Origin of the sequence: Synechocystis sp. LKSZ1 (assembly GCF_040436315.1) — a bacterium.
In the GTDB taxonomy this organism is placed as follows: Bacteria; Cyanobacteriota; Cyanobacteriia; order Cyanobacteriales; family Microcystaceae; genus Synechocystis.
This window is the reverse complement of sequence record NZ_AP031572.1, coordinates 3090088-3116639: the sequence shown is the minus strand read 5'-3', so window position 1 is coordinate 3116639 and position 26552 is coordinate 3090088. Positions and strand designations below refer to the sequence as shown.

Here is a 26552-nt window from a genome sequence, read left to right as displayed (position 1 = left end):
CAACGATAACCATCCTTAGGAGAACCCATGAATATTGCCGTTGTGGGACTGAGTCACAAAACAGCCCCCGTTGAAATTCGTGAAAAGCTCAGTATTCAAGAAGCCAAAATAGAAGAATCCCTGACGCACCTAAGGGGCTATCCCCACATCGAAGAAGTCGCCATTATCAGCACCTGTAATCGCCTGGAAATCTACGCCGTTGTCACGGAAACGGAAAAAGGGGTGATTGAAATTACGCAGTTTCTCTCGGAAATCGGCCATATTCCCCTGGCTACCCTGCGTCGCTATCTGTTCACCTTGCTCCATCAGGATGCGGTGCGTCACCTCATGCGGGTAGCCGCTGGCCTAGAAAGCCTCGTCCTGGGGGAAGGGCAAATTCTGGCCCAAGTTCGTACTACCCATAAGCTTGGTCAAAAATATCAGGGCGTGGGCCGTCTCCTCGACCGTTTGTTTAAGCAGGCCATCACCGCCGGACGTCGTGTCCGTACCGAAACCAGCATTGGCACCGGGGCCGTTTCCATTAGTTCAGCAGCGGTGGAGTTAGTGCATACCAAGGTTGACTTGACCTGTCAGCGCGTCGCCATTATCGGGGCTGGCAAAATGTCCTGTCTGTTGGTGAAACACTTGTTAGCAAAGGGAGCCACAGCCATTACCATTGTTAACCGTTCTCGGCACCGCTCGGAGGAACTGGCGGCTCAATTTCCCCAGGCCCATCTCAACCTGCGGCCGCTGGCGGAGATGTTGGCGGCCATCGCGGAAGCCGATATTGTTTTTACCAGTACCGGGGCTACCGATCCGATTCTGACCAAGGCCAATTTAAGTCCTTGTGCCTTGAGTGCCGCTACACTGATGCTGGTGGATATTTCTGTACCAAGAAACGTGTCTACTGATGTTGAGGAGTTGGGCCATATTCAAGTCTTTAATGTGGATGACCTCAAGGCCGTCGTAGCCCAAAACCAGGCCAGTCGCCGCAAGATGGCCCAAGAGGCCGAAAGCCTGTTGGATGAAGAGGTAGATGCCTTTGAACTCTGGTGGCGTTCCCTGGAAACGGTTCCCACCATTAGCTCCCTGCGCAATAAAGTCGAGGATATTCGTGAGCAGGAACTGGAAAAGGCCCTGTCCCGCCTCGGCAGTGAATTTGCCGAAAAACACCAGGAAGTGATCGAGGCCCTGACCCGTGGCATCGTCAATAAAATTCTCCACGAACCCATGGTACAACTGCGGGCCCAGCAGGATATCGAAGCCCGGAAACAATGCCTGCAATCGCTTAAGATGCTGTTCAACCTAGAGGTAGAAGAACAATTGGGCCAGGCCTAGGCGGCTCAAATCGTCTCAGAAACTTGATAAGATCGAAGCCCAGTCGCTGAGGAGAAAACCATGGGTTTAATTGCCGTTATTGATTACGATATGGGCAATTTACACTCAGTTTGTAAAGGCATCGAAAAAGTGGGGGGCCAGCCCATTGTCACCGACTCGCCCCAGACCTTGGCCCAAGCCGCCGGAGTTGTTTTGCCAGGGGTAGGTTCTTTTGATCCAGCCATCCAGCATCTCCGGTCACGGGACTTAATCGCGCCTATTCAAGACCTGATTGCCGCCGGTAAACCGTTTTTGGGTATTTGCCTCGGCCTCCAGATTTTGTTTGAAGGCTCGGAGGAAGGCCAAGAAGCGGGCCTGGGGGTAATACCGGGGCGCGTCCGTCGCTTTCGTTCTGAACCGGGCCTGACCATTCCCCACATGGGCTGGAATTCCCTGGCCCTGACCCAACCCCAACATCCTCTTTGGCAGGGCCTGCCCCCAGATCCCAGCGTTTATTTTGTCCATTCCTACTACGTCGATCCCAGTGATTCAGGGGTAATAGCGGCCACTGTCACCCATGGCCAGCAGACCGTTACTGCCGCCATTGCTCAGGAGAATCTTGCCGCCGTCCAGTTCCATCCCGAAAAGTCTTCAACCCTAGGCCTGCAAATCCTGGCTAATTTTGTCAAACCCCTGGTGGGTCTTGCGCCTTAAGCTGCTGACGTAATACGGAATCTCTGAAATATGACGACACAATTGACCCCACTGTCCCCTTGGCAAGGGGAGGTGCCGTAGGCGGAGGGGCAAAAATTTGTAGCTTTAATTTTTGGAGAATTGGTATTAGCCCTAACTTTCCTCATTTTTCCCGTTTGGTTGCGAATTTGTACGAAACCTATCTTGTCCCGCCCTCGGCCTATCTCCTGCGTCATTACCCCACCCTCCTGCCGGACTGGCCGACGCCTCCCCAGCAACTTCTTTTCATTTTCTTCCAGGCCCAACTGTCCCTAGCGTTGGCAGGCGACGCTGTTGAACAGGAAAAAGAACGACTATGGCAGGCTTTTCAGCATTGGGGCCAGCAAATTTATCGAGATCTAGCGTCTTCCTCCTTGCCCGTGGAAATTATTTGCCCCCGCTCCGGCCAGCCGCAATATTCTCAGGTTGGTTCCCAGGTTTTTGACCTGCCGGCCCTGGTCTCGGCTTGTTTGGGCTGGGAACTCAGGGGCCAGGGAGATTGTAAAGCCGTGCTTCATCCTGAATGGCAAGAAGCCTGTTATCCCGGCTTGGTTGTGATCGGCCAGCAGGGTCTAGCTGGCCAGAACTCCCCCTATCCTTAAGGAGTCGTGGTAATATGGGAGATTGCAAATTTAATTCCTAGTCCAGTTACTTTTCCCTGCTCAGCATTATGGCGTTAACCCAAACCCGTAAACAAGAATTGATGACCGAGTATCAAGTCCACGAAACCGATACCGGTTCCCCTGATTTGCAAGTGGCCCTGCTCACCGAGCGGATCTCTCAACTCACGGGTCATCTGCAAGCCAATCCCAAAGACCATGCTTCCCGCCGTGGCCTGCTCAAGATGATCGGCCATCGTCGCCGTTTGTTAGGCTATATCAATGCCAAGGAACCCGAACGCTATCAAGCCCTGATTAAGCGTTTAGGCATCCGCCGTTAATTTGTCTTGAAAAAACTATGCCTGCGCCCTCCCCCCGCGACCGTCTTCCCTTTGAGCGAAAAGCCAAGAAAAAAAAGCCTGAAAAAACACCCCCGCTAACCTCTCCGTCCCCCGCTCCCTCGTCTAAGGCCCAGCAGGGAAGGATTCCTGAGGTGGTGGGTAATCGGATGGTACGGCGAATGGCCCTTTTTTCCGGTATCCCCACGGGGCTGGGCATGTTTTCCTTTGTAGCCTTTTATTGGATTGTCAGCCACGATTGGTTAGAGATTCCGACCTACGTTGTCTTTGCCGTCAGCCTACTGTTATTTGGCCTAGGGGTGTTGGGCCTCAGTTACGGCATTTTCTCCACCTCTTGGGATGAACGGGAAGCCGGAAGTTGGTGGGGTTGGCAAGAATTTACCCTGAATCTTGGCCGTACTGTCCAGGCCTGGCGGAATGCTCGTGCCCAGGCCCAGGAGGCAAAGGAAAATTAGTTTAGCTAAGATTAGTTTTAATCAAAAAGTCAAAAAATTCTGTTAGCCCGTCTAACGCTTTCCCTAAATCCAAATACCGAGGAATGTTGTCATGATCGTCGTGATGAAGGTCGGCACCCCTGAGCTAGAAATTGAACGCATTAGCCAAGACTTCACAGAACGGGGCCTGACCCCCGAAAAAATTGTTGGTAAACACAAGGTGGTCATTGCCCTAGTGGGGGAAACTGCTGCCCTAGATCCCCTACAAATCCAAGAAGTCAGCCCCTGGATTGAAGATGTTCTCCGGGTGGAACAACCCTTTAAACGCGCTAGCCTTACCTTCCGTCACGGCGAATATAGCGAAGTCATTGTATCAACTCCCGCTGGCCCTGTGGCCATTGGCCAACACCATCCCGTTGCGGTAGTGGCCGGGCCCTGTTCCGTGGAAAACGAAGCCATGATTATCGAAACCGCCAAGCGCGTCAAGGCGGCTGGGGCCAAATTCCTCCGGGGGGGAGCCTACAAACCCCGCACCTCCCCCTACGCCTTCCAGGGCCATGGGGAAAGTGCCTTGGGCTTGTTGGCCGCCGCTAAAGAAGCTACGGGGTTAGGCATCATCACAGAAGTGATGGATGCAGCGGATCTAGAGAAAATTGCTGAAGTTGCCGACGTGATTCAAGTTGGGGCCCGCAACATGCAAAATTTCGCCATGCTGAAGAAAGTCGGGGCCCAAGATAAGCCCGTTCTGCTGAAGCGGGGTATGGCCGCCACCATTGATGAATGGCTAATGGCCGCCGAGTATATCCTCGCCGCTGGTAATCCCAACGTCATTCTCTGTGAACGGGGTATTCGCACCTTTGATAGCCACTACACCCGCAACTGTTTAGACCTCTCGGTGTTGCCGGTTCTGCGGGCCCTGACTCACCTGCCGATCATGATCGACCCCAGCCATGGCACGGGTAAATCAGACTACGTTCCTTCGATGGCTATGGCGGCCATTGCCGCTGGCACAGATTCCCTGATGATTGAAGTCCACCCCAATCCAGCCAAGGCCCTGTCCGACGGGCCCCAGTCCTTGACTCCTGACCGTTTTGATGAAGTCATGCAACAGTTGGGCACGATTGGTCACGCCGTTGGTCGTTGGCCGAAAGTAGCGGCGGCCATTGCCTAGGTCAAGTTAACTTGTTCTAAAGATGCCAGGCCCCCATCCCAGGGGCCTATTTTTATCACAGCAGAACCAGGCGACTCACAACCGCAGGGCTGCCTCTTGGCTGTTTTTCGTCCGTAAACAAAGGGCTACAATAAAACGACAAAACCTTATTTTTAGATCACAGGCCCGTGGAGATTACTTTTTTAGGAACCAGTTCTGGTGTCCCCACTCGTTCACGCAATGTGTCGAGTATCGCCCTGCGTTTGCCCCAGCGGGCCGAAGTTTGGCTCTTGGATTGTGGCGAAGGCACCCAGCACCAGTTACTCCGCAGTGATGTCAAAATCTCTCAGTTGACCCGGATTTTTATTACCCATCTCCATGGGGATCATATTTTTGGACTGATGGGCCTGTTAGCCAGTTGTGGCCTCGCCGGGGTTGGTCAAGGCATTGAACTCTATGGCCCGCCGGGCCTAGCGGATTATCTTAAGGCCTGTTGCAAGTATTCCGCCACCCATCTCATCAATCGCATCCGGGTCAACACCATTGAGGGGGACGGCCTGCTGTACGAAGATGACGAATTTCGGGTTAGCTGTGGTCTGTTGAAGCATCGCATCCCGGCCTACGGTTATCGCATTGAAGAAAAAGACCGTCCCGGCCGCTTTCGGGTAGAAGAGGCCCAGGGCTTGGGTATTCCCTCCGGCCCACTCTACGGCAAACTGAAACGAGGCGAGACCATTACCCTTGCCGACGGCCGACGTATTCAGGGGTCTCAACTGTGTGATCCGACGGAACCGGGACGAAAACTGGCCTATTGTACCGATACCGTATTTTGTGATGGGGCCGTCCAGTTGGCTCAGGGGGTCGATGTCCTAATCCATGAGGCGACCTTTGCCCATCAAGACGCTGAGATGGCCTTTGAGCGTTTGCATTCCACCTCCACCATGGCGGCCCAGGTGGCGCTGTTGGCCCAGGTACGAGAGCTGATTATGACCCACTTCAGCCCCCGCTATGCTCCCGGTAATTCTCTGCAATTAGAAGATCTGCTTGCAGAAGCCCAGGCCATTTTCCCTAATACGCGATTAGCCAAGGATTTTCTCTGCTACGAAATTCCCCGTCAACGAGTTAAGGGGGCCCACGCCCAACCCCTAGCCACCCCTCTCGCCTAGGAGTCTCGTCGTATGCCAGATAAAGTTCTCTCCTCCCGTCGTTGGCTCCGCTGGATTAGCCGCATTCGCCGGGCCTTTGCCCACAATTTGGCCCTTAACGATGGTCACAAGACCTTGATTTATGAACAACTGAGCGAGTCCGTTAGTCTTAATAACATCAGTTTTTGGCTAGAGGTCATCTTTGCCGCTGGCATTGCCACCTTGGGCCTGGTGCTGAATAGCCCGGCGGTGATTATCGGGGCCATGGTGATTTCGCCGCTGATGGGCAGTATTTTGGCCAATGGACTTGCCTTAGCGGTGGGGGATGTGGTCTTGGCCCTGCGCTCGGCCCTGAATTTAGTTCTGAGTTGTAGCCTGGCCATTCTTTTGGCCATGGTTTTGGTCTTTTTACTGCCGTTTCAGGAAGTCACCTCCGAAATTGCTGCTCGCACCAATCCGACTCTACTGGATCTGTTGGTGGCCCTTTTTTCCGGGGCCGTTGGCTCTGTGGCCACCTGTAAACAGGTCAAAGGCATTGCCGCTTCTCTTCCAGGGGTTGCCATTGCTGTGGCCCTGATGCCCCCCCTCTGTGTGGTGGGTTACGGCCTGGGAACGGCCTGGAGTTCTGGCACTCTCCAGGGCCTGACCATTGCCCAGGGGGGAGGACTGCTCTTTTTTACAAACCTGGTGGCCATTATTTTTACGGCCATGGTGGTCTTTTTTTTGGTGCATTTTGAAACACCAGCGGTGCGGGAACACATGCAGGCCTGGAAGGCTGGCAACCGTGAAAGCTTGATCATTCAAAATCTATTGAGTTCCTTTCCCCAGGGCCACTACCTTAAAAAAATTGGTGGTCTGCCAGCACGCTTTTTACTGATCGTTGTCACCATGGTGGCCATTTCCTTTCCGTTGACGCAGTCGCTTCAGGAGTTACGCCAAGAAGTTGTCCGTAAACGAGCTAGCAGTGACCTGCGTAACCAAATCACGGAAGTCTGGCAACAAACCCTAGGGTCATCTTCTAGCGAAGACCTCCAAGCCTATATCAATAAACTAACGTTTACTGAAACCGCCAATAGCCTCAACATCCAACTCCAGATCCTCACGAATCAGTTCTATTCTGATGCCGACAAACAACGTTTTCTAGAGCGTTTGGCGACTGCCCTCCGACGTACTCCCGATAGTATTAATCTCAACTTGGTTGAAATTCCCACTAGCCAACTGGCAGAGAATCTCCGGGTTCCGAATGTTCCGGCAATCCTACCGCCACCAATCAGTGAATTGCAAGCTCAACTTCTCCAGAACGTCGGTGCTAGTCTAGAGACCCTCAGCCTGCCCTCCGTTGCAGAGCTTGTAACCTATCAACTGGAGCTGCGTCCCCAACAGAGTTTCAGTCTAGACATTATCTATCTTGCCCCACGGGAGCTCCAGGCCGATGCCCAAGCCCTATTAAGCCAAAATCTCCGTCAGGCCCTTGGCCTACCCCAGACCTCGATTCGCTTTACCCGCCTCCATCCCAATCTCGGCAAAATCTCCCCTTCTCCAACCTCTGATCTTTCCTCCCAAGCCAAGGCTATGCTGGACAAAGCGGGCCAAACCCTCCAACGCTATCCCAGCTTACAGCTTGTCCTAGAAATACCAGCTTTAGGCTCATCCAGTTCACCAGACCTGATCAGTTCTCTTTTGGCCCTGCAAACCTATCTAGAACAAAAATGGCAAATTCCCCGTGACCGCCTCCGGGAAGTGACGACTCCAGCCACCGATATTCAACTCCGCCTCGAAACCCAAAGTGGACACGAGAAGAATGGCCAGGGCTAATCTCTCCTTGCTTTTTAACAGACAATAGACAATGTGACCTTCTCCTAATTGACTATGCAGGAAAAAACTAAACTCCTTGAAGCCATTGCCGGCACTAATCGTGGCCTCCTCGCCACCGAGGCCGACCGGGTTGCGATTCTCTCCGCCGTCGAACAATTGGAGGATCACAATCCCCATCCCCATCCTCTACAGTTCCAGGCCCTGCTGGACGGTAATTGGCGACTTCTCTACACCACCAGTCGGGGGATCCTGGGCCTTGATCGGTTTCCCCTAATCCAACTCGGCCAAATTTATCAATACCTAGATTTGATCAATGGCAAACTGTACAACGTGGCAGAAATCGAGGGCCTGCCGTTGCTGGAGGCCTTGGTGGTGGTCGGGGCCAGTTTTGAAGCCGTATCAGATCGCCGGGTGGAGGTCAAATTTGAGCGCTCAATTATTGGCCTACAACGGTGGCTCAATTATCAAAATCCAACCCAGTTTGTTCAGGCCCTGGAACTGGGCAAGAAATTTTTCCCCATCGATTTCAGCCTAGACCGCCGAGAATCCATGGGCTGGCTAGAAATCACCTATCTTGACGAGGATCTCCGCATTGGCCGGGGCAATGAAGGCAATGTCTTCATCCTGGCCAAGGAGGCCTAGGAGGAAGAGGGCCGATAATACTCATGGGACAGATAGGGAACAGCGGTAATGAGGCCAGTGCTGTCTCCGGCTTGCACCCTTAAATCCTGGCCCCCGGCCTTGGTTCTGACATAGGCCAGGCCTAAACCAGAATCGAGGGGACTGAGGCTAGTAATCAGGCCTACCTTTTCTTCGGCAACCATCAGGGGCGTTCCAGGCGCAACCGGTCTCTCTAGGCGAATTCCCCAGAGGCGTTGCTTGACCCCTTGGTAGGTGTTGAGGCGCGCAATGGTTTCCTGGCCGATGTAACAGCCCTTGGTGAAGGAAATAGCCCGCCACAGGCCAGCTTCTAGGGGATTGTAGTCTTCCGTTAATTCCATACCGGGGGCCGGCCGGCCCTGTTGAACGCGCAGATGTTCCCAGAGGTCTTCCCCCATGACTTCCAGGCCAGCGCTTTCTATCCAGGGCTGAAACTGAGTCTGTTGGGTAACGGGAAAAATGATGGTGTAGCCCGGTAGGTCTAGGCCCGTCTGCGGTAGCAGGTAGAAAGGTGCATCACTTGGCCCGGCCAGGGCCATCTGGGAAGGTGAGGGGACAGGCAGGCCCCATTGCGCTAATTGGGCTTTAGCACCCGGGCCAATTAAACTGATCCACGTATAGGTTGAAGAGAGGTCGTGGAGTTGGACATTATCCATGGGAAAGAGATAACGATCCATCCAGCCCAGCAAAAAATCACGGCGTTGGGGCGATACCTGGAGGATCATTTCTTGATCGAGAATAAGGGCTGTGGTTAGGTCGAGGGTTCGTCCCGTCGAAGTCACAAAAACCGTTTCGCAAAATTGGCCTACTCTCAGGCCCTGGATGTCGTTCGTGCTCTGGTTGTGCAAAAAACGGGCCCGGTCGGCCCCCGTTAATTTAATTAGACCAACAGTCTGTGGCCAATAAACAGCAACGGTGCTTTGGAGAGCTTGCCAAGCTAGGTGTTCAGATAATGTACTATTAGTGTCGTGATCAGAAGGGTGAGCATTCATAGCCGAAAGGCAAGGGGTTAGAAGAGAAGCGCTACCCTAGCTTAGCAGACCAGTTGAAGCTGAGGAAAACCGAAAACAACTACTCAAATCTCCACATTTTCTTTAGGTTAAAAATGAACCCAGTCAAGGCTGATTTTGCTAATGTCCCCAAGGCTAAACCGTTTCTTAAATGGGCCGGCGGCAAATCCCAACTACTATCCCAATTCCATAATCTGTATCCATTGGCATTAAAGGAGCACAAGCTTAATCGCTATGTAGAACCCTTTGTCGGAGGAGGCGCTGTTTTTTTTGATGTGATGCAGACCTATAAAATTGAATCTGCTTTTTTGTATGATATCAATTGGGATTTGATTATTGCCTACAATGTAGTTAAAAGTAATGTTGAAGATTTGATCTCCGTTCTCCAAGGGATCGCAGAAGATTATTTACAACGGTCTGAACTAGAACGTAAAGAATTTTACTATGCCCTGCGTCAACGCTACAATCAAAATAAACAGGCTCTAGATCATCATTGCTATTCTGGCCAGTGGCTTCAGCAAACAGCCCTATTATTATTTTTAAATCGTACTTGTTTTAATGGCCTATTCCGCCTTAATCACCAAGGAGAGTTTAACGTTCCCCATGGTCGCTATAAAAATCCTAAAATTCTAGATGCTCAAAATTTATTAGCTGTTGCCCAGCTCTTAAAAAATGTGGAAATAAAATGGGGTGATTTTGAAGTTTGCGCTCAGCATATCAACTCTAATACTTTTGTCTATTTCGATCCACCCTATCGTCCCCTTAACCGAACTGCTAATTTTACCACCTACTCTACCTTCACTTTTAACGATCAACAGCAACACCGTCTAAGTCTATTTTTTCGTCATCTAGATCAATCCTCTGGGGCCAAATTGATGCTAAGTAATTCTGACCCCCACAATGAAAACAGTGATGATGATTTTTTTGAAATACTCTATCAAGACTATCGGATTTATCGGGTTCAAGCCCATCGGATGATTAATAGTAATGCTCAAAAAAGAGGCTTCATTAAAGAACTGGTAATTGTTAACTATTAGTTGATTACAGACAAGCGCTAGAAGACTTTACTGGGCCAGGAGATTTGCTAAAGTGAAATAGCTCAAAATACGACTATTCTGCCGCTGGCGTCCCACTCCGCTGGCCAAAGACGACTCTAAACTATGCGCCAACTGCCCTCTGCTAAATTTTGGCCCAACCTCAGTAACGCCACCCTCCTCAATATTCTGTTGCTCTTTGGTTGTGGCTGGGCCCTCATGCTCTTGATCAACTATTTCTACAGTGTCATTGCCATTTTTACGACGGCGGGTATCTTCGCCGCTCTCTTAAACTATCCTGTGGCCTGGCTCTCTCGCTATATTCCCCGGCCTGGGGCCATTGCCCTAACTTTTACCATTGCCGTGGTGACCTTGGTGGGAGCGGTTACTCTACTAGGCATAGAAGTGATCAACCAGGGCCAGGGCCTACTCGACCAGTTAACGGGCACCTGGAACCATGAAAGTTTGCTGCCCTTCCGCAACTTTCTAGAAGAGGTCGATATGAATAAAATTGTGGCAACCCTCCAATCCGGCCTGGCCTCGGGGTTGAGTATCGCCCAAAGTCTGTTTTCCAGTGCCTTTACGGGTATTTTTACCGTCGTGATTAGTGTCTATATGGTGATCGACGGCGATAAGCTCTGGCGCCTATTTCTGCAACTAGTGCCGGCACCCTCTCGTGACCGCTTTGCCAAAACCTTTCAAAGAAGTTTTCTAGGATTTCTACGCGGGCAACTTCTGTTGATGCTCTTCTTGTCGGTGGCCAGCTTTTTGGCTTTTTCCCTGTTGGGGGTTCGCTACGCCTTAATCCTGGCAGTGATTATTGGCGTATTAGATGCTATTCCTGGTATCGGGGCCACCCTGGGAGTTGTGATCGTGACCCTGCTGGTTCTGGCTTCCCAAGGCGGTGCGACAGCAGTTCCCGTGGTGATTGTCTCTGTCCTGTTACAGCAAGTTCAGGACAATATTGTTCATCCAAAAGTGATGGGCAATGCCCTAGAACTCAATCCAGTATTGCTATTCCTGGCCCTGTTTATTGGGGAACGGATTGCTGGCCTGCTGGGGGTTTTCCTGGCCATTCCCCTCGCTGGGATGATTGCGGCCTGGGTGCGGTCAGTCAAGGCTGAGACGGAAACAGAGCCCTTGGAGGAATACCCCAAGGTTTAAGTCATTGAATAGATGCCGATTAGGCAGGTTTTTGATAGTTTTTTATCTATGCCTAAAAGCTTGAGGTATAGTTTTAGGTGTCATGAGAACAATCAATTACATAAGGAGTTAATATTATGACAAACGGTGGACGTCGCGGGGCCAGCGGCTTTCTGCGAGATTTCCAGGACTTTATTCTACGAGGCAATGTCATTGATCTAGCGGTTGCTGTTGTCATTGGTGGAGCCTTCAGTAAAATTGTCGATGCCTTTGTAACGTTGCTAATGTCGGTGGTTCTCCAACCTTTTCTCCAGCAAGCCAAGGTGAATCAGTTGAAGGATCTTCCCTTTGGTATTGGGGATTTAACGATAGCTATTGTGAACTTTTTGATCATTGCTTTTGCCCTCTTTCTCATCATTAGAGCCGTTGAAAAACTGCAACGAAAGGCAGAAGCTCAAGCTGAAATAACCGCAGAACCGGATCCGATGATCACCTCTCAAACACAATTAAAAGAGGCAATTGAGCGTCTTACCCAGACCCTGGAGTCTCGTCAATAATTAACGCTTAAAATTTGAGATATAGACTGGGGTATAAGGTTAATCTAATACTCCATTTTTTTTATAGCTTACCTTGTGTTAGCAGATAATGCAGGACATTGGAAAATAATGAGCAACAATTTCAAAGCCTTGATTATAATGACGTTGTCACGGGATTGATAGAAGTAATAACAATCAAATTAAAGATTGATTATTGTTAAATTAACCTTGCGTTAAGAACATCCCCTGACTCTTTTTAGCGTTAACCAATGAAGGCCGTTATGCTAGACCATGAGCAGGATATTATTCTGGTTGTTGATGATACCGCTTCCTATCGCAAAATCCTGGTGCAAATTCTAGCAGGGGCGGGATGTAAGCTATTAGAAGCAAAGGATGGGGAAACAGCCCTGGAGCTGGTGAAGCAGTACCTGCCGACCTTGATTCTGTTAGATGTCAAGATGCCAGGGATTGATGGTTTTCAAACCTGCAAGAAAATTAAAGAGGCTCCTGAGACTGCGGATATTCCCATCATTTTTATGACTTCCCTCGCTGATATGGAACATAAGCTAGAGGGCCTAAAAGTCGGCGGTGTGGATTATATTACTAAGCCGTTTCAAGCAGAAGAAGTTTTATACCGGATTCAAATTCATCTCAAGTTACGACGGATTAGCGAGGCCATAATACTCCAGAACCAGCAATTACAAATTGAGGTAGAGGCTAGGTTTGAAGCTGAACAGGAACTCTTAAAATTGAATCAAAACCTTGAGGCAATGGTGGCCCACCGCACCAAAGATCTTTCTTCTGCCCTGGTGAAACTAAAGGAAAAGGAAAAAGAGTTAGCCTACAAGGCCTACTACGATGAACTAACGAGTTTACCCAATCGCTACTGGTTTATACATTTCTTAGATAAATTTCTCGAACAAAAACAAAAGGCCCCTTATACACCAGACCATCAATACAGTGTTTTATTTATTGATTTAGACCGCTTTAAGGTGGTGAATGATAGCTTAGGCCACTACGTCGGGGATGAACTGCTTAAATTAGTGGCAAATCGCTTGCATAGTTGCCTTCCCAAGCATTCGAGTATTGCCCGCCTGGGAGGGGATGAATTTGTGATTTTGGTGACGCAAGTCCAAGATGAACAAGCGGTCAAAGATCTCGCTGAGACTATCATCCTAGAACTACAATTTCCCTTTAAATTTCTCCACTACGAGGTCTTTATCGGGGCCAGTGTGGGTATTGTTTTCAGTAGCCTAGAGCATCAAAATGCGATGCAAATCCTACGGGATGCCGATGTGGCGCTCTATCAGGCCAAGGCCGCGGGCCGAGGGGGATACATTGTCCTCAATGAAGACCTGCGCAATCAGGCCCTGGAGCGTCTGAGCCTAGAAAATGATCTCCGCAAGGCCCTGGTAGAAGAACAACTGGTGCTCTATTATCAACCCATTGTGGATTTACGCACCCATCGAGTCGCAGGCTTTGAGGCCTTGATTCGTTGGCATCACCCGACGAAGGGTTTTATTCTCCCGTCTGCGTTTATTCAAATTGCCGAAGAGACTGGGTTGATTAATTATTTGAATGAATACGTTCTATTTAAGGCCTGTCATCAGATTAAAGCCTGGCAAGAAGCCTTGGGAACGTTAGGGGGAATATTTGTGAATATTAATCTCTCCATTGCGAATCTATGCCAAAGTAAAATCACCGAAAACATTGATTATTTCCTCAACCAATCTCTTTTTCCCAAGAGTTGTCTCAAGATTGAAATTACAGAAACGGGCCTGTCCCAAAGTTCACGGGATGTTCTAGAGGTGCTCCATGCCATTAATCAACTGGGGGTTCACCTCTGCATTGATGATTTCGGGACGGGTCATTCTTCCCTGAATCGTCTGCATTCCATGCCCATTAAAACCCTTAAAGTAGATAAGAGCTTTGTTGATCGGATTCACCTTGACTTGGATGGTTATACCATTGTCAAGACGATTTTGACCCTGGCCCAGAATCTCAATATAGAATCGGTAGCCGAGGGCATTGAAACCGAAGAACAGATTGCTGTTCTTAAGGCCTTGGGCTGTGATTTTGGCCAGGGTTATTTCTTTTATCGGCCCTTAAATGTTGAATGTGCGACAGACCTAATCCAAGAGGTGATTGGTCAAGAGGTCTGCCACTAATCGTATCGAAAACTAGAGTTCTCCCCGAATTTCCTCCACAATACCGTCCCGTAGAACCACCTCAACGTTGAGTTTTTGCAGGAGGTTATCTCCTACTTGAACCGTGAAGTAGCTATCAATCTGGGCTTGGGCTACTTCTTGATCCAGTTCTAATAATTGAACCTGCTGCATTTGCTGGAGCATCTGATTTTTTTGCTCCAACATTTCACTCTTTTGTTGATTGACCTGAATTTGGATATTGTCAATCTGCTGGGTGACGCTGGGGGGGAGGGGAATAATACTTTGCTTCTGGATTTCAGCAATGGCCCGTTGACCTTGGGTTTCCAGTTGCTGAATTTGGGTATCCAGTTGACCAATTTGGGCCTGGAGTTGCTGTTGCATTTCCTCTTTCCAGCGGGGGGTCACAATAATTTTGACGGTGACTGGGCGTTTAAGCAACAGATTATTGGTAGCGTCAATCATACGGGTTTGAGGTTAATTTAGAGAGTCTGCGGATAGTTGCGACAATAGCGAAGGCAGGCTATTCAAACATCCGCTCAATCATACCGCGATAGCGTTCGGTCACAACTGGACGTTTGATTTTAAGGGTTTGCGTCATCATGCCGTTGTCCATCGAAAAGGGTTCGAGTACCAGACGGAAGGCCTTAATTTGGTCATCAGCGCGATAGCCTGGCCGATTTTTGACCTCCCGGTTTAATTCTTCTCGGAAGAGATTGACAACTTCTGGCCGATAGAAATCACTACTCTCCCAGTCTGTTGGTGAGGCCTCCTGAGCCGCAAGATGGAGCGTGAGATTGCTCTGTCGGGCCCACTGCTGTAGGGCCTCTAAATTAGGCACAATCAAGGCCCCGAGGAATTTTTGATCCTGGCCCACGAGCATAATTTGATCGATGTAGGCACTACGGACACAAGCATCCTCGATGGGTTGCGGCTCGATGTTTTCGCCATTGCTCAGCACAATCGTATCCTTAGCTCGACCTGTTAGTACCAAATCCCCCTGTTTCGTCACCCAACCGAGGTCACCGCTATCAAACCAGCCCTCTGGGTCAATGGCCTTGGCCGTGGCTTCCGGTTTACCATAGTACCCCTGCATGACTTGAGGGCCACGAATGAGCACTAGGCCGCGTTGTTCCGGTTGTAGGACTTGAAGGGTTTCGGGATCGACAATCCGAATTTCGGTGCCGGGAATCGGTTGGCCCGCAGAATAGCGGAGGTTGCGTTGGGGTGTGCGGGCATTGGTGACCGGTGAGGTTTCCGTGAGGCCGTAACCTACTAGCAAGGGAATACCAACAATTTCGTAAAAATCATCCAAGTGCCGGGCCAGGGAACCACCGCCACTAATTAGGGTTTTCACTTCCCCGCCGGTGGCGGCACGAATTTTGCGGTACACAATCTTATCGGCGAGACCATGGAGCGGCGCTAGTAAAAACGTTTGCAATTGGGCCCAGACTTTTTCACTGCCCGAAGGGTGGAGATGTCCTAAACTCAGATTTTGGCTAATGCGGCGGGCCAGGATGTAACGTTTAGAGAGGGTAAAGCAGAAATTAATAACTCGTTGTTGTTGGGCCGATTGTTCCCGGAATTGCTTTTGAATGCCTTCGTAGAGGGACTCCCATAGGCGCGGGACTCCGACCATGTGCTGGGGCTTAAATTTTTTGAGGTCGTTTTTGAAGGTACGGATGCTAGTATAAATCTGGGTACAGCCCTGGGACAGTAGAAAATATTCCGCACTGCGTTCGTAGGAATGCCAGGAGGGCAAAATACTGAGTACCCGGTCACCGGGTTGTGGTTGAAGAATCGCCTTGAGTTCTCGGACTTGATGCAGGAGGTTGCCGTGGGAAAGCATGACGCCCTTGGGTTGGCCGGTCGTTCCCGACGTATAAATGAGAGTTGCCAGGGAATTTTCATCCTGGGGAGAAGGAAGTAAAGTTTGGCCTTGGCCCTGTTCTAGCACCTGTTGGAAATTAACCAGAGGGAAAGGGCCTTCCGTTGGTGGGGCCTCATCCGATAATAAAACAACAAACTTGAGGGGAAATTGCTCCGATGTTAACTGGAGTTTGGCTAGGGTTTTGGCATCTTCTACAATCAGGGCCGTACTGCCGCTGTCCTGGAGGATGTAGCGTAATTCCTCCCGCTCAGCCTGGGATGAACGCACTACATTAATGGCCCCGGCCAAGAGGCTTCCTTGATCCGCCACGAGCCAGCGGGGACTATTATCGGCGAAAATGGCAATCCTATCGTTGGCCGCCAACCCGAGTTGCTGTAGGCCAGCAGCAAATTGTTGTAGGTTTTCGTAGAGTTCAGTGTAGCTCCAATTCAGGGCCGGTTTGCCGTGGGGGTCTTGGATGGCAGAAACCTGGGGAAATTTCTGGGCCACAATCGCCCAAAAAGCCGGCAAAGTTTGAATACCAGAATAATCAATTAAAGCAACCATGAGCTTATTAGAGGCTGGATAATGGAACTAACGAATACCTCTCCATTGAATCAGTTCCCATTGGGATTCTCGGACGGCATGTTGACAGTTTATACGCAGTTTGAGCAGGGCCAGGCCTGGATCCAGCGCTACCGTCATCGCCGTCCTCTTTTGGCCTGTCTGCTCGGCTTTACCGAGACTGGTCTGATTCCCGGCATTTCGGCCGCTGGCCTAACGCCCCAAGACCGCCAATATACGGCTGTGGCCGATGCCGAATTTTTAGTGCAGGGCTGTCAAGCGGCCCCTCAGTATCCGTTGCCGCCCCTCTCCGTGGGGGTGTCGCCGGTTTTTATTACTCGGGCCGTGGTTGAAGCCTGTCAGATTCCAGTTCAGGTTTTCAATACCGGCCTCCCTATCACGCCCTCAATTCCGACCATTGACCTTGGGGGCCAACCGGCGGGTTGTGTTTCGACGGGTCAGGCCTTGCCCTTAGGCCTTGTCCAGCATCTTTTTCAACAGGGCCTGGCCTGGGGAGAAACCTTGGCCCAACGTTATCCCGATAGTTACCTCGTCCTTAGTGAATGTGTTGTGGGGGGCACCACCACGGCCCTGGCCCTGCTCACGGCCTTGGGCATTGCGGCCAACGGCAAAGTCAACAGTAGCCATCCAGCCTGTAACCACGCGCAAAAATGGGCCATTGTTCAGCAGGGATTACAGTATTTAAAAGATGTCTATGATCCTTTTGCCCTGGTTGCCGCCGTCGGCGATCCCATGCAAATCACCTGTGCCGGTATGGCTATTGCCGCCAGTTGCTCCAGCGGAGTCCTACTGGCAGGAGGAACACAAATGTTAGCGGTTTATGCCCTGATTCAAGCCCTCGCTAACCATCGATCTTTGGTTCTAGATTGGGATCAAATTGTGGTGGGAACCACCCGCTGGGTTGCGGAAGATCCAACGGGAGATACTATTGGCTTGGCCCAGGCCCTTGCGCCAGTCCCTCTGCTCGGAACTCAGCTTAATTTCAGGGATTCCCGTTATCCCCAACTACAACGCTACGAACAAGGTTTCGTTAAGGAAGGCGTCGGGGCCGGTGGAGCCGCCATCGTGGCCCATCTTTACCAAGATTGGAATCAGGCCCAGCTTTTAGGCTCCATCGAAGCTCTACTAGACAAATACTATGCTCTTAGAACGAGTGATGAATAGGGTAAGTATTTTATCGTATTTCTCTGTTTGCTTAAGATTGTTCGACCGTCAATCCAACTTCCTGGCCATAGGAAACTTCCAAAACATGTCCATCCGGATCATGGATAAAAGCCCAATATCCAATGGGATAACCAGAATCGGTGGCTTTCTTGGCTAATGTCCCTTCCTGTTTCGCTTGCTCGCACAAGCGATCAACCTCATCTCGATCCTTGCATCCCACCCCTAAATGGGCAAATGGCCCCAGTACAGGTGTTGGATTTTCGTTTTCCACTAAGACAAGAACGAAAGGGCGAGTTTTATCAGACAACCAGACGACTCGTTTTTGAGTTTCTTGATCCCATCGTTCATGGACTACTGACATGTTGGCATAATGTTGGTAGAAGCGAATACTCCGATCAATGTTTTTTGCTGGCAGAGCAATGTGTGTAAAACCAATATCGTTTCCCATGAATGTTTCTAGGCCAAGCTAACGCGTTTCTATAATTGATCATACGTGATGCTTCTAAGCTAAGGTCTAGGAATCGTCTAGAATGCCCCAGTCTTCTCCTTTCGGGGAGTCCTCTATCAACTTCTGGTGAGAAATCTCCTTTTCTATGACTGTTAAATATAATCTTGTCTTTATTTGCCTATGGCCGTTATCATCGCCGGAGAACGTAGTGGTGTAGGCAAAACGACCGTCACCCTCGCGATCCTGGCTTACCTCGCCCAAAAAAAGGCAAAAATACAATCCTTTAAAGTTGGCCCGGATTACATAGACCCCATGTTCCATACCCAGGCCACGGGCCAACCCTGTCGTAATCTAGACCCAATTCTGACATCAGAGACCTACGTCCAACACTGTTTTTATCACCACAGCCAAGGATCCGAATTTGTTCTAGTGGAAGGGGTCATGGGCCTGTTTGATGGTATTCCCTGGCAGGGCCTGGGGGATTACGCTTCTACCGCTCACCTTGCGAGGCTTCTCCAACTTCCCGTCATTTTGGTGATTGACTGCAGTCGTCTCTCGGGTTCTGTGGCGGCAATTGTGGCCGGGTATCGTCACCTAGACCCGCAGATTACTCTAGCTGGCGTGATTCTCAACCGCGTCGGTAGTTCCCGGCATCTCACGCTTCTAAAACAGGCCCTGCTACCTTATGACGTACCGATACTGGGCACTATTTTTCGGAAGGACGACATTACCCTCGTGTCCCGGCACCTGGGTCTGATTCCCACCGATGAACTCCCTGCGCTAACTCATTATTTTGATCGCTTAGCCCAGCTTGCCAAGGAAAGCTTCGATTGGAATAAACTCCTTCCCCTCCTGCGTCCACCGCAATACTCCATCGCCACGATTAACCCCCTACCTGACAAGGCTATCTTTCCCCAGCGTCCCCGGATCGCCTTAGCCCGAGACTCTGCTTTCAACTTTTACTATCAAGACAATCTAGATTTATTCCAGACTATGGGAGCAGAGCTAATCCCGTTCAGTCCCTTACAAGATAGCCACCTCCCCTCTGGTATTCAAGGCATTTATCTCGGTGGGGGCTTTCCAGAAATTTTTGCCGCGGCCCTGAGTGCCAATATTTCCCTACGCCAACACCTAAAATGCTTGATCCAGCAAGGCCTGCCCACCTATGCCGAATGCGGTGGTCTAATGTATTTATGTCAGGGCCTAGTGGATCTAGAGCAAAAGCATCATGCTCTGGTCGGGGTTTTGCCTACAACAGCTCAGATGACCTCCCGCCTAAGTCTCGGCTATCGTCAAGCTAAAGTTAAAGTACAGGCCCCTACCTCCTGGCTAGCCCCTGGAGAAACGATTTATGGTCATGAATTCCATCGCTCCGTGATTTCGACCCCCGACTCTCCACTGTTTGAACTCCGGGGTCTATTACCTCAAGACCCACCTCACAGGGAAGGTTGGCACAGTCCCTCGCTTCAGGCTTCCTATCTCCACGTCCATTTCGGTAACCAACCGGCCCTCCTACAAAAATTTTTAAACCATGCCTTGCGTTTTCCAACACCCTGCGCTACCTTGTAGAAGTCAATAACAATATTTAAAGCAATCCGTTTAGGAAGACAGGAGGTGATGTCCATGGTTGAAAGTAGTAAACGCATGGGTCACTTGGTTGAAGATAACCAACTGTGTGCCGGGGCTGTTCTCTAAGCGAGGCGTTCCCCATTCCGAACCATCGCCGCGAGTTCCTTCCGGCAGTTAGGTTTCAATCAAAATAGACCCGACTAGACCGCTCCCTTATATATTTAAGGAGAGCGGATAGTTTTTTAAGGGAAGGGCACTAGTTTCCCTATCTCTTTAAGTAATGCTTATCACAGGGCCCTAAGAAGATTAAGAAAAAGTTATCTTGTCGTTGCCCCAAAAAAATTGTGTATAATATCATTGATTGTAGGACAATCCTTCCTATACTCAAACCATAGGTGTGAGGAAAAAGCGAAATATGCTTAAACTATCTTGGAAATCTCTGTTAGTTAGCCCAGTTCTCCTTGGTGCCGCTTTGGTAGCAACGGGGCCTGCTCAAGCTGTTCCCGCCAATGGGAACAACGACAACGCAATTATTAACCAACTCGACAACTATGCCAGCGAAGGGCAAGGTCAAGCTCTGCCTGATGCCACTGAGCAAGTCACTAGTGTTAGCGAATTGCGGGATGTAACCCCTGATTCCTGGGCCTACGAAGCCCTCAAGAGTCTAGTAGAGCGCTACGGTTGTATCGTGGGTTATCCTGACCGTACCTTCCGCGGTAATCGTGCTTTAAGTCGTTGGGAATTTGCTGCCGGCTTAAATGCCTGTATGAACGTGATGGAGCGTTTGCTACAGGAAAACGTTGCGGTACTCCGGGAAGATATCGACAAGCTGAAACGCCTCATGCAAGAGTTCGAAGCCGAACTCGCCGCCCTGGGTGCCCGCGTTGATAACCTAGAAGCTCGCACTTCCTTCCTCGAAGATCATCAATTCTCTACCACCACCAAGTTGACTGGGGAAGTCATTTTCCAACCCAGTGCTATCTTCGGAACTAAAAATACCCTCAATAACGAAACCAACAACAACCAAGCTGTCTTCCAAGACCGGGTTCGTTTACAGTTCAACACCAGCTTCAGTGGTAATGACCTGTTGGTTACCCGTTTAGCCGCTGGTAATGCTAATCGCTTCAAGAGCTTTTATCCCACCCAAAACGTTTTAGATCCCAACACTGGACAACCCCTTGGGATTGTTGGCAACAGCTACGAAAGCCCCACCTTTACCCAAAACGTCAACCTCTCTCCTGGCGACAACAACAACGTTACTGTAGATTGGTTGGCCTACTACGTTCCCGTTGATTTGGGCGAAAACTTCCGCCTCAATACCTACATTGCAGCCTTTGGCGGTATTTGGCCTGACTTTGTCCCCACCCTAAATCCCTACTTTGATGACTACACTGGTGGTAAGGGTGCCCTCAGTGAATTTTCTGCCCGTAACCCCATCTATAACATTGGGGGTGGTGCTGGTGCCGGTGCTAGCTTACAACTTGGCTTCCTGGAAAGTCTCCTAGGCCCGACCTCTCTGACCTTTGGTTACTTGTCCGGTACGGGTGACAACCCCAATAAAGGGGTGTCCACCACTAACCCTCTGACCGGTCAAAACTATACCTTCTCGGATGGTAACAACGGTCTATTCAGCGGCAACTACGCAGCTTTGGCTCAAATTAGCGCCAACATTTCCAATTCCGTCAGCTTAGCCTTCACCTACGTCAACGCCTACAGCACCCCTGATAGCCCCATCTTTGGTCAAGGTGGTAAAGGGGGTGTCGGTATCGTCGGGACTAGTGCTGCTAACCTCTCCCGTGCTGTTCTTAACGACTCTCTCGCCGCTGGTGCTGGTGTCGGTGCGCCTCCAGTCGGTGCTTCAACCTATAACAGTGGCAATAACAACCCGGTTAACCCCTTCGACTTTGGTGGAAAACAAACCAACAGCTACGGTGTCCAAATGGCTTGGAAGCTAGCCGATTGGTTAAACTTCAGTGCCTACGGTAGCTACACCAACGTAACCTTGATCGGTAAAGCCAATGGTGACATCTGGACCTACGGTGGTGGTTTTGCCTTCCCTGACCTGGGTAAAGAAGGCAACGTTCTCGGGATCTTTGCCGGTGTTCAGCCCTACCTCAGCGGCCTGAGCAACAATATCGGTGGGATTTATAATCTCCCCAGCACCAACCCTGTTCAGGTAGAAATCTTCTACAAGTACCAAGTTACCGACAATCTGTCCCTCACTCCTGGCGTTATCTGGATCTCCAAACCGGAGCAAACCACCAATGCCCAGGATGCCTTCATTGGTACTTTACGCGGTACCTTCACCTTCTAAAACTGCTTCCTAGTTAAGCGAAATAACCTTACGATTTGAACAAGCCCTGCCCCTGGTGGGGCTTTTCGTTGTACCATGCTCGAATAGTCCCCCTATTCCCCTCACATCATGAAAATTGCCCAAAATATTACCGAATTAATTGGTCGTACACCACTTGTGCAACTCAATCGAATTCCCCAAGCAGAGGGCTGTGGAGCCTCGATTGTTGTCAAACTGGAGGGCATGAATCCTGCGGCTTCTGTCAAAGACCGGATTGGGGCCAATATGATTTATCAAGCCGAGCAAGAGGGGTTGATTACTCCGGGAGAAACGGTTTTAGTCGAACCTACTTCGGGAAATACGGGTATTGCCCTGGCCATGATTGCAGCGGCAAAAGGCTATCAGCTCATTCTGACGATGCCTGAAACGATGAGCCAAGAGCGCCGGGCCATGTTGCGGGCCTACGGAGCTCAGTTAGAATTGACTCCCGGCAGTGAGGGAATGGGAGGCTGTATTCGTCGGGCCCAGGAGATTGCTGACAGTCTGCCCAATGCTTACATTCTGCAACAGTTTAAAAATCCGGCGAATCCAGAGATTCATCGCTTAACAACGGCAGAGGAAATTTGGCAAGATACGGAGGGAGCGATCGACTTTTTGGTGGCAGGGGTCGGTACCGGCGGCACCATTACCGGTGTTGGTTCTGTCCTAAAGCAGCGTAAGCCCAGTACCCAGGTAATTGCAGTTGAGCCCCAAAACAGCCCGGTTTTATCCGGTGGTCTGCCAGGCCCCCATAAAATCCAGGGCATTGGTGCTGGTTTTGTGCCAGAAGTATTAGATACTAACCTGATTGATGAGGTCATTACCGTAACCGATGAAGCAGCCATTAGCTTTGGTCGTCGCCTAGCAAGAGAAGAAGGATTGCTATCGGGGATTTCTACGGGGGCGGCCCTCTATGCCGCGGTGCAGATTGGCAAACGGCCAGAAAATAAAGATAAACTCATTGTGATGGTACAACCCAGTTTTGGAGAACGCTACCTTAGTACACCGCTCTTCCAAAATATCGACGACGAATGAATCACTATGACATTTTAGAACTTCGGCCCTCTGCCACTCAGCGAGAAATTAAACATTCCTATCGACGCTTAGCGAAACAATTTCATCCCGATACCCAGACGGATCAGGCCAGTCACGAAAAAATCATTGCCATTAATGCGGCCTACGAAATTTTAAGTGATCCCCATCGCCGCCACCAGTACGACCAGGAATTACAAGGTGTTGGTTTTTCCCGCTCCCGTGACCAGCGTCAACAGCAAGCTCGCCAGGCCTATCGCCATGGTCGCCAAGCCCGACAAGATGCAGACGCCCGGCTCCAGCAATGGCTTGCCCAAGTTTATGCCCCCCTTGCAAAACAACTCTGGCAGGTTGTCCAGTCCTTGGATGAACAAATTGACGCCCTGGCGGCAGATCCCTTTGATGATCAGTTGATGGAAACTTTCCAGGCCTATCTGGCAGCCTGCGCTTCTACCTTAAGCCAAGCTCGGACTTGTTTTACGTCCCAGGCCAGTCCTACCAATCTAGCCAAGGTTGCAGCCTTTCTCTACTACTGTCTTAATCATCTCGACGATGCCCTAGAAGAACTGGAACTTTTTACCCTCAACTACGATGATGCGGGCCTGCATACTGGTCAGGAATTGTTTCGACTGGCAGAAGCGTTACTGATTGATGCTCGGGCTACCGTAGCGAACCTACATTGACAGAACAAGATGGCGGAGGCCCCAAAAAGCTAAATGAGGATCGATGAATACCTGAGCCCACTCGGCGGGGTTTTGCTGACGCCCATAGCGCTGAAGCATTGGGGCATCTCCCCCGGTTAGAAGAATTGGCCCTTGGGGAAAGCTGGCCTGCCAATCCCGGATAAAATCGCCCAGGCCGGCCAGAAGAGTGTAGAGAATGCCACTGGTGATCGCTGTTTCTGTATCTTGGGCCCAGCGGGGAGGTAATTCAGAGGGCAGCGCTAAGGCCGGTAAAGCGGCGGTCTTCTGGGCCAGACATTGGAATTGGAGGCCTAAGCCGGGGAGAATGGCCCCGCCCCAAAAGCGTTGTTGAGCGTCCAGAGCCGTGAGGGTTAAAGCCGTGCCACTATCAATTACCAGACAGGGAAAACTATAGGTTAGACCCGCTCCGAGGGCCGCCAAGGCTCGGTCGATCCCCAGGGTTTTGTAGAGGTTAGCCAAGGGAATTTGTCCTAGCGTCATCGCCGGAAAAGGGGTACAGGCCTGCCAAAATTGACTTTGGGACAGTACAACAGACGCGCGGTATAAGGGGCCATCGAACTCTAAGGATGCCAGATATTGCTGGGCCATTGCCTCACTACTGACATGATCACTGTGCCAACTGTGGAGAAGCTCAGCCTGGTTAAACGCGGCCCAATGGAGCCGGGAGTTCCCGATGATTAAACCTAACCAAGGCCCTGGTTCCATGTGTTTACCTTCTCCCTTCTGTATCAACCGTAATCACCGCTCCAGTGGATCAAGGATCGATTGGCCTAACTTGCGTTGATCATAGCTAGATCTCATGGTACTCCGCCTACCCAGAAGTCATAGCACCGATTACACTAGGGGAATAAGAATAAATACTTAACATTTCGACATCATTAGTCTTCAGGAGAAAGCGCCATGGTTGCTACCCCGATTCAGACGGTTAAACGGCTTTCGATGCAAACCCAGGCCATTGCCGCCGAAACCATGGCCCTGCGCTCTTTAGATTGGGATCGGGATCGGTTTGATATCGAATTTGGCTTGCAAAACGGGACTACCTATAATTCCTACCTGATCCAGGCCGACAAGACGGCCCTGGTGGATAGTTCCCACGAAAAATTTCGCCAACTTTACCTCGACACGCTCCAGGGCCTGATCGATCCCGCGACCATTGACTATTTAATTGTTAGTCATACGGAACCCGACCACAGCGGTTTGGTGAAAGACCTACTACAGTTAGCGCCACATATTACGGTCGTGGCCAGCAAAGTGGCCCTGCAATTCCTCGATAACTTTGTCCATCAACCCTTCCAACGTCTTCAGGTGAAGAGTGGTGACCGCCTCGAATTGGGCCAGGGCCATACCCTGGAGTTTGTCAGTGCGCCCAATCTCCACTGGCCTGATACCATGCTCACCTACGACCACGGCACTCAAATTCTCTACACTTGCGATGTCTTTGGCCTGCATTATTGCTCCGAGGCCTTATTTGATGAAGAATTGGGCAAAATCGAAGCCGATTACCGGTTTTATTATGATTGCCTGATGGGGCCCAATGCTCGCTCGGTGTTAGGGGCCATGAAACGCATGGACGACCTCGGAGACATCCAACTGGTGGCCAACGGCCATGGCCCGCTGTTGCGCTATAACGTCACGGAACTGTTGAGTCGCTATCGTACCTGGAGCCAAGCTCAGGCCAAAGCCGATAAATTTGTGGCCCTGTTCTACGTTGCTGATTACGGTTACAGTGATCGTCTGGCCCAAAGCCTCGCCAAAGGCATTACTAAAACGGGCGTCGGGGTCGATATGCTGGATTTGAATTCTGCTGATGCCCAAGAGGTACAAGAACTCGTCCACCGGGCCAGCGCAATTGTGCTGGGGATGCCTCCCCTTGCCTCCCAGACAGAAATTACTGCCAATTTAGGCACCATCCTGGCGGCAGTCAATGCCAAGCAATGGTTTGGCCTCTTTGAAAGCTACGGTGGTAACGACGAACCCATTGACCCCTTGGCGACGCAATTGCTGGATCTGGGTCTCAGAAGGGCTTTTAAAGCCATCAAAGTAAAGGAGACGCCCAGCGAAACCTTGTATCAACTCTGTGAAGAAGCGGGAACCGACCTCGGGCAAACCCTCAGCCAATCCGAAAAGATTAAACAATTAAAATCCCTCGATAATGAACTGGAAAAAGCCATTGGCCGCATTAGTGGCGGCCTGTATATTATTACGGCCCAGAAACAGGAAGTGAAGAGCGCTATGTTAGCTTCCTGGGTTTCCCAGGCCAGCTTTGACCCGCCGGGTTTTACCATTGCCGTGGCGAAAGATCGGGCGATTGAATCCCTTTTGCAAGTGGGGGATCAATTTGTGCTGAACGTTCTCGAAGAGGGCAATTATCAGGCCCTGATGAAACATTTCCTCAAGCGCTTTGCACCGGGGGCCGACCGTTTTGCGGGTATCAAAACCCAGACCGCCAGTAATGGTTCCCCCATTTTGACCGAGGCCCTGGCCTATCTAGAGGCGGAAGTAGTCAGTCGTATGGACTGTAGCGACCATTGGATCGTTTATAGCAAAGTGACTAATGGCCGTGTTGCCAAGGCGGAAGGCTTAACGGCGGTTCATCATCGGAAAGTGGGCAACTATTACTAAGATGTCCTGACCCAAATCCCGAAGGCCTAGTGCAGAGCCTCTGCCGGATTGAGCTAAACTAGGAGGGAAACAAACTCCCTGTTGGTCATCGAAGAACAACCGCCAACGCCCCATTTACCCCTAGACATGCTGAGAGGATAAATAAGAT

24 protein-coding genes are annotated in these 26552 nt (G+C 50.5%); 19 read left to right on the top strand and 5 right to left on the bottom strand.

Annotated features, from left to right (window positions below):
- Nucleotides 1-27 precede the first annotated feature (27 nt).
- From ABXS88_RS14135 to ABXS88_RS14095, 9 genes are all read left to right on the top strand, one after another.
- Entirely contained in the window at nucleotides 28-1317 is a 1290-nt protein-coding gene (locus ABXS88_RS14135) for a glutamyl-tRNA reductase (protein ID WP_353672689.1), read from the top strand.
- A gap of 60 nt (nucleotides 1318-1377) precedes the next feature.
- Nucleotides 1378-2010 carry an imidazole glycerol phosphate synthase subunit HisH gene (hisH, locus tag ABXS88_RS14130; RefSeq protein ID WP_353672688.1) on the top strand — a complete coding sequence of 211 codons (633 nt, stop codon included), beginning with the start codon at nucleotides 1378-1380 and terminating at the stop codon, nucleotides 2008-2010.
- 155 nt (nucleotides 2011-2165) lie between these two features.
- The gene (locus tag ABXS88_RS14125) at nucleotides 2166-2630 is read left to right on the top strand and encodes a hypothetical protein (protein ID WP_353672687.1); all 465 of its coding nucleotides are present in this window, start codon (nucleotides 2166-2168) and stop codon (nucleotides 2628-2630) included.
- 68 nt (nucleotides 2631-2698) lie between these two features.
- The gene (rpsO, locus tag ABXS88_RS14120; protein ID WP_353672686.1) at nucleotides 2699-2968 is read left to right on the top strand and encodes a 30S ribosomal protein S15; all 270 of its coding nucleotides are present in this window, start codon (nucleotides 2699-2701) and stop codon (nucleotides 2966-2968) included.
- A 17-nt stretch (nucleotides 2969-2985) separates the two neighbouring features.
- Nucleotides 2986-3441: a PAM68 family protein gene (locus tag ABXS88_RS14115; RefSeq protein ID WP_353672685.1), complete on the top strand. Its 456-nt coding sequence runs from the start codon at nucleotides 2986-2988 to the stop codon at nucleotides 3439-3441.
- Between the two features lie 91 nt (nucleotides 3442-3532).
- A complete protein-coding gene (gene aroF / locus ABXS88_RS14110; RefSeq protein ID WP_353672684.1) occupies nucleotides 3533-4591 on the top strand; it encodes a 3-deoxy-7-phosphoheptulonate synthase in 1059 nt (352 codons plus the stop codon).
- A gap of 167 nt (nucleotides 4592-4758) precedes the next feature.
- Nucleotides 4759-5736: a ribonuclease Z gene (locus ABXS88_RS14105; protein ID WP_353672683.1), complete on the top strand. Its 978-nt coding sequence runs from the start codon at nucleotides 4759-4761 to the stop codon at nucleotides 5734-5736.
- 12 nt (nucleotides 5737-5748) lie between these two features.
- Entirely contained in the window at nucleotides 5749-7530 is a 1782-nt protein-coding gene (locus ABXS88_RS14100) for a DUF389 domain-containing protein (RefSeq protein WP_353672682.1), read from the top strand.
- Nucleotides 7531-7584: 54 nt separating this feature from the next.
- Entirely contained in the window at nucleotides 7585-8172 is a 588-nt protein-coding gene (locus tag ABXS88_RS14095) for a PAP/fibrillin family protein (protein WP_353672681.1), read from the top strand.
- On the opposite strand, the gene ABXS88_RS14090 is transcribed toward ABXS88_RS14095, so the two are convergent.
- Nucleotides 8169-9182 carry a folate-binding protein gene (locus tag ABXS88_RS14090; protein ID WP_353672680.1) on the bottom strand — a complete coding sequence of 338 codons (1014 nt, stop codon included), beginning with the start codon at nucleotides 9180-9182 and terminating at the stop codon, nucleotides 8169-8171. The two genes, ABXS88_RS14095 and ABXS88_RS14090, sit on opposite strands and share 4 nt — an antisense overlap.
- A 113-nt stretch (nucleotides 9183-9295) precedes the next feature.
- Between ABXS88_RS14090 and ABXS88_RS14085 the strand changes: the two genes are divergently transcribed.
- The 4 genes from ABXS88_RS14085 to ABXS88_RS14070 all read left to right on the top strand — a co-directional run bounded on the left by ABXS88_RS14085 (nucleotide 9296) and on the right by ABXS88_RS14070 (nucleotide 14081).
- On the top strand, nucleotides 9296-10237 hold the full coding sequence (locus tag ABXS88_RS14085; RefSeq protein ID WP_353672679.1) for a DNA adenine methylase: 942 nt from the start codon (nucleotides 9296-9298) through the stop codon (nucleotides 10235-10237).
- A 123-nt stretch (nucleotides 10238-10360) separates the two neighbouring features.
- Complete coding sequence (locus ABXS88_RS14080) at nucleotides 10361-11398, top strand: AI-2E family transporter (protein WP_353672678.1); 1038 nt, start codon at nucleotides 10361-10363, stop codon at nucleotides 11396-11398.
- 116 nt (nucleotides 11399-11514) lie between these two features.
- Nucleotides 11515-11934, top strand: a complete 420-nt coding sequence (mscL, locus tag ABXS88_RS14075) for a large conductance mechanosensitive channel protein MscL (protein ID WP_353672677.1) — start codon at nucleotides 11515-11517, stop codon at nucleotides 11932-11934.
- Between the two features lie 248 nt (nucleotides 11935-12182).
- On the top strand, nucleotides 12183-14081 hold the full coding sequence (locus ABXS88_RS14070) for an EAL domain-containing protein (protein ID WP_353672676.1): 1899 nt from the start codon (nucleotides 12183-12185) through the stop codon (nucleotides 14079-14081).
- A 12-nt stretch (nucleotides 14082-14093) separates the two neighbouring features.
- Here the strand turns inward: ABXS88_RS14070 and ABXS88_RS14065 are convergent, their stop codons facing one another.
- Both ABXS88_RS14065 and ABXS88_RS14060 read right to left on the bottom strand, forming a co-directional pair.
- Complete coding sequence (locus ABXS88_RS14065; RefSeq protein WP_353672675.1) at nucleotides 14094-14543, bottom strand: YlqD family protein; 450 nt, start codon at nucleotides 14541-14543, stop codon at nucleotides 14094-14096.
- A gap of 58 nt (nucleotides 14544-14601) precedes the next feature.
- Nucleotides 14602-16515: a long-chain fatty acid--CoA ligase gene (locus tag ABXS88_RS14060; RefSeq protein WP_353672674.1), complete on the bottom strand. Its 1914-nt coding sequence runs from the start codon at nucleotides 16513-16515 to the stop codon at nucleotides 14602-14604.
- A gap of 78 nt (nucleotides 16516-16593) precedes the next feature.
- Between ABXS88_RS14060 and cobT the strand changes: the two genes are divergently transcribed.
- Nucleotides 16594-17697 carry a nicotinate mononucleotide-dependent phosphoribosyltransferase CobT gene (gene cobT, locus ABXS88_RS14055; RefSeq protein WP_353672673.1) on the top strand — a complete coding sequence of 368 codons (1104 nt, stop codon included), beginning with the start codon at nucleotides 16594-16596 and terminating at the stop codon, nucleotides 17695-17697.
- A gap of 31 nt (nucleotides 17698-17728) precedes the next feature.
- Here cobT and ABXS88_RS14050 read toward each other — a convergent pair whose 3' ends face one another.
- Nucleotides 17729-18145 carry a VOC family protein gene (locus ABXS88_RS14050; RefSeq protein WP_353672672.1) on the bottom strand — a complete coding sequence of 139 codons (417 nt, stop codon included), beginning with the start codon at nucleotides 18143-18145 and terminating at the stop codon, nucleotides 17729-17731.
- A 180-nt stretch (nucleotides 18146-18325) separates the two neighbouring features.
- Between ABXS88_RS14050 and ABXS88_RS14045 the strand changes: the two genes are divergently transcribed.
- The 4 genes from ABXS88_RS14045 to ABXS88_RS14030 all read left to right on the top strand — a co-directional run bounded on the left by ABXS88_RS14045 (nucleotide 18326) and on the right by ABXS88_RS14030 (nucleotide 23761).
- Nucleotides 18326-19714: a cobyrinate a,c-diamide synthase gene (locus ABXS88_RS14045; protein ID WP_353672671.1), complete on the top strand. Its 1389-nt coding sequence runs from the start codon at nucleotides 18326-18328 to the stop codon at nucleotides 19712-19714.
- Between the two features lie 415 nt (nucleotides 19715-20129).
- On the top strand, nucleotides 20130-22028 hold the full coding sequence (locus ABXS88_RS14040) for an iron uptake porin (RefSeq protein WP_353672670.1): 1899 nt from the start codon (nucleotides 20130-20132) through the stop codon (nucleotides 22026-22028).
- Nucleotides 22029-22136: 108 nt separating this feature from the next.
- Complete coding sequence (cysK, locus tag ABXS88_RS14035) at nucleotides 22137-23081, top strand: cysteine synthase A (protein ID WP_353672669.1); 945 nt, start codon at nucleotides 22137-22139, stop codon at nucleotides 23079-23081.
- Entirely contained in the window at nucleotides 23078-23761 is a 684-nt protein-coding gene (locus tag ABXS88_RS14030; RefSeq protein ID WP_353672668.1) for a DnaJ domain-containing protein, read from the top strand. Before cysK ends, ABXS88_RS14030 begins: the two co-directional genes overlap by 4 nt.
- Here the strand turns inward: ABXS88_RS14030 and ABXS88_RS14025 are convergent.
- Nucleotides 23753-24487 (bottom strand): pantothenate kinase, encoded by a 735-nt coding sequence (locus ABXS88_RS14025; RefSeq protein ID WP_353672667.1) that lies wholly within the window; start codon nucleotides 24485-24487, stop codon nucleotides 23753-23755. The genes ABXS88_RS14030 and ABXS88_RS14025 overlap by 9 nt on opposite strands.
- 195 nt (nucleotides 24488-24682) lie before the next feature.
- On the opposite strand from ABXS88_RS14025, the gene ABXS88_RS14020 reads away from it, so the two are divergent.
- Nucleotides 24683-26404, top strand: a complete 1722-nt coding sequence (locus tag ABXS88_RS14020) for a diflavin flavoprotein (RefSeq protein ID WP_353672666.1) — start codon at nucleotides 24683-24685, stop codon at nucleotides 26402-26404.
- The last annotated feature ends 148 nt before the right edge of the window (nucleotides 26405-26552 follow it).